A 2,849-nucleotide genomic window follows, 5' to 3' on the forward strand; every position below is an offset into this window, starting at 1 on the left:
CCTCGTACTGGACGTACTCGGGGTTTCGGCCGGTGCGGCGAGTGGGGGCACCCCCTGCTCGAGCGGAGTCGAGAGCTTGGGGGAGCGTGCCGGGCATCGTGACGGGGCGAACGTTGCCTGCCGCGGCACTAGGCAGCCTCACGGTGCTCGGGGACCCGCTCCGAGAACTCCGGCTCGGGTGCGCGCGGGGGCGTGGAGATGAGCGCCGCCGCCTCGCCGGCCGCCAGCAGGTCGCGCATGGACACCCCGGCGACCGCGAACCGCTGCGGCTGCCCCTTGCTCTCTGTAGCCGACATGGACGCCTCCCGAAAGGCCGGGGCAAACGAAGTTAGGTACACCTAACTGCGCACTGGATACCATGTGACCACGCAGAAGACGCCGAACGCAACATCTTGCCGACGTCTTGTCGGAACGTTCATCAAAAGACCGCACACCGGGACCCGGGACGGCGAGAACTCAGGCGGCGAGCACGCTCAGATCCGCCTCGGCCCAGCGTTCCCCCAGACCGGTGACCGTCATCTGCCGGACCTCGTCGGTCGTGTCGCCCACCGCCCGGTGGATCACGACCTGGAGCCGGTCCTCGGTCAGCTCCTCGACCTTGCCCTCACCCCACTCCACGACCACCACGGAGTCGGGCAGCGAGACATCGAGGTCGAGGTCCTCCATCTCGTCGAGCCCCCCGGAGAGCCGGTAGGCGTCGACGTGGACCAGCGGCGGCCCGTCGCCCAGCGAGGGGTGCACCCGGGCGATCACGAACGTCGGCGAGGTGACGGCCCCGCGCACGCCGAGCCCCTCGCCCAGCCCACGGGTCAGCGTCGTCTTGCCCGCGCCGAGCTCCCCGCTGAGCATCACCAGGTCACCGGCGCGCAGCAGTTTCGCGAGCCGGCGGCCCAGCTCCCGCATCTGCTCGGGGGACGTGACGACGATCTGGACGGATCCGGACTCAGCCGGGCTGTGCGGTGCTGGTGCTTCCATAGCCCTTCACGGTAGCCCCTGCGGGCACGGCACCCGTGCGGGTGAGCAGGTCGGCGAGGCGGTCGGTGACCACTTCCGGGTGTTCCAGTATCACCAGGTGTCCCGCGTCCGGCACCAGCACCAGCTCGGCTTCCGGCAGCAGATCGGCGATGGCCTCGCTGTGCTCGCTCGGCGTGACCAGGTCCTGCACCCCGGCCAGGACGAGCACGGGCAGCTCCGCGAAGTGGACGAGCGCGTCGGTCTTGTCGTGGTCGTTGAACGCCGGGTAGTACTCGGCGACCACGTCGATCGGCGTGCTCTCGATCATCCGCTCGGCGAACCGGGCGACGGCCGGGTCGACGTCCCGGGACGCGAACGAGTACCGCTTGATGATCCCGGCGAACAGGTCCGCGGTCGCCCGGCGCCCCTTCTCCACCAGCTCGGCCCGCTGTCCCAGCGCCTTCAGCACCCCGGGCAGCACCCGCCGGACCGCGTTGACCCCGGCGACCGGCAGGCCGTAGTTGACCTCGCCGAGCCGCCCCGAGGACGTCCCCACGAAGGCGACCCCGGCGACCCGCTCGCGCATCAGCTCGGGGTACTGGTCGGCCAGCGCCATGACCGTCATGCCGCCCATGGAGTGCCCGACGAGCACGAGCGGGCCCTCGGGGGCCGCCGCGTCTATGACGGCCTTCAGGTCCCGGCCCAGCTGCTCGATCGTGACCGGCTCGTCGTCCCGCCCCTGGGCCACGCCCCGGCCGGACCTGCCGTGGCTGCGCTGGTCCCAGTGCACGGTCCGTACGACGCCCCGCAGGGCCGCCCGCTGGAAGTGCCAGGAGTCCTGGCTGAGGCAGTAGCCGTGGCTGAAGACGACGGTGACGGGAGCGGGTGACTTGCGGCCGAAGAGCCGTCGGCGGCGCGGGCCGATGGCGGCGGGGGCGGCCTCCGCGTCGAGTTCGTCGACCTCGTAGTACAGCTCGGTGCCGTCGTCGGCGAACGCCTTGCCGGGCATGCCGCGCAGCGAGCCGTACGGCCCGGCCGAGTCCAGGGCGAGCCGGGCCTTCTGGCGCATGCCGCGGCCGACCGTCATCCGCTCCAGGGCGACACCGGCGGCCGCGCCCGCGGCCACCACGCCTATCGCCACGCCGGCGATACCGGTCGCCCGGCGCCAGCCTCCCGCCGCCCCCGCGGCGGAGGCCGCGACGGCCGCGGCGGCGACGTCCGCGACGACCTCCGCACTGCTCTCGCTCACGTACCGCTCCTCTTCGCCGGAGTGCTGGTCGGGTGCCTCACCGGGTCCGGTGAATCGGCGGGCCGGGTGATGCTGATGTTGTCAGGGTGCCTGGTGTCCCTCGCGTGACGGGTTCTCTGTGCGAGTTACCCATCCCGTTCCTCATTCACATAGACGCGAGGAACACGCGTTCCGATTCGGGTCACGATCTCGTAGGCGATGGTTCCGGCCGCCTGGGCCCAGTCCTCCGCGGTGGGCTCTCCGCGGTCCCCGGGCCCGAAGAGGACCGCCTCGGCCCCTGCCGCGGGCTCGTCGCCGCCCAGGTCCACCACGAACTGGTCCATGGCGACCCGCCCGGCGATCGTGCGCCACTTGCCCTCGACCAGGACCGGCCCGGCCGAGGAGGCGTGCCGCGGGACGCCGTCCGCGTAGCCCAGCGGCACCAGGCCGAGGGTGGTCGCGCCGGGTGTCACATACCGGTGGCCGTAGCTGACGCCGTGCCCGCCCGGTACGTGCTTGACCAGGGCCAGCGAGGCGGAGAGCGTCATCACCGGGCGCAGCCCGAAGTCGGCCGGGGTGCCCAGCTCGGGGCTGGGCGAGATGCCGTAGGTGGCTGCCACGCGACCAGTTACCCACCCCCAGCACCACCCGCCGCTGACTACCTCGA

Annotated in this window: 4 protein-coding genes; all 4 read right to left on the reverse strand. The window is 72.2% G+C overall.

What is annotated here, in order from left to right; genetic code table 11:
* Positions 1–128: 128 nt before the first annotated feature.
* Positions 129–296 carry a hypothetical protein gene (locus ABZ281_RS44760; RefSeq protein WP_356664058.1) on the reverse strand — a complete coding sequence of 56 codons (168 nt, stop codon included), beginning with the start codon at positions 294–296 and terminating at the stop codon, positions 129–131.
* A gap of 160 nt (positions 297–456) precedes the next feature.
* A complete protein-coding gene (gene tsaE, locus ABZ281_RS44765) occupies positions 457–975 on the reverse strand; it encodes a tRNA (adenosine(37)-N6)-threonylcarbamoyltransferase complex ATPase subunit type 1 TsaE (protein WP_356664060.1) in 519 nt (172 codons plus the stop codon).
* Entirely contained in the window at positions 944–2,203 is a 1,260-nt protein-coding gene (locus tag ABZ281_RS44770; RefSeq protein WP_356664062.1) for an alpha/beta hydrolase, read from the reverse strand. The genes tsaE and ABZ281_RS44770 overlap by 32 nt, the downstream gene beginning before the upstream one ends.
* 125 nt (positions 2,204–2,328) lie before the next feature.
* Positions 2,329–2,849, reverse strand: a 521-nt coding sequence (locus ABZ281_RS44775) for an alanine racemase C-terminal domain-containing protein (RefSeq protein WP_356664064.1), incomplete at its 5' end; no start/stop codon positions are given.

It is taken from the genome of Streptomyces sp. NPDC006265, assembly GCF_040613555.1.
Lineage (GTDB): Bacteria > Actinomycetota > Actinomycetes > Streptomycetales > Streptomycetaceae > Streptomyces.

Coding starts and splice junctions, on each gene's coding strand:
- ABZ281_RS44760 (WP_356664058.1), bottom strand. CDS start 296: ATGTCGGCTACAGAGAGCAAGGGGCAGCCGCAGCGGTTCGCGGTCGCC.
- tsaE (WP_356664060.1), bottom strand. CDS start 975: ATGGAAGCACCAGCACCGCACAGCCCGGCTGAGTCCGGATCCGTCCAG.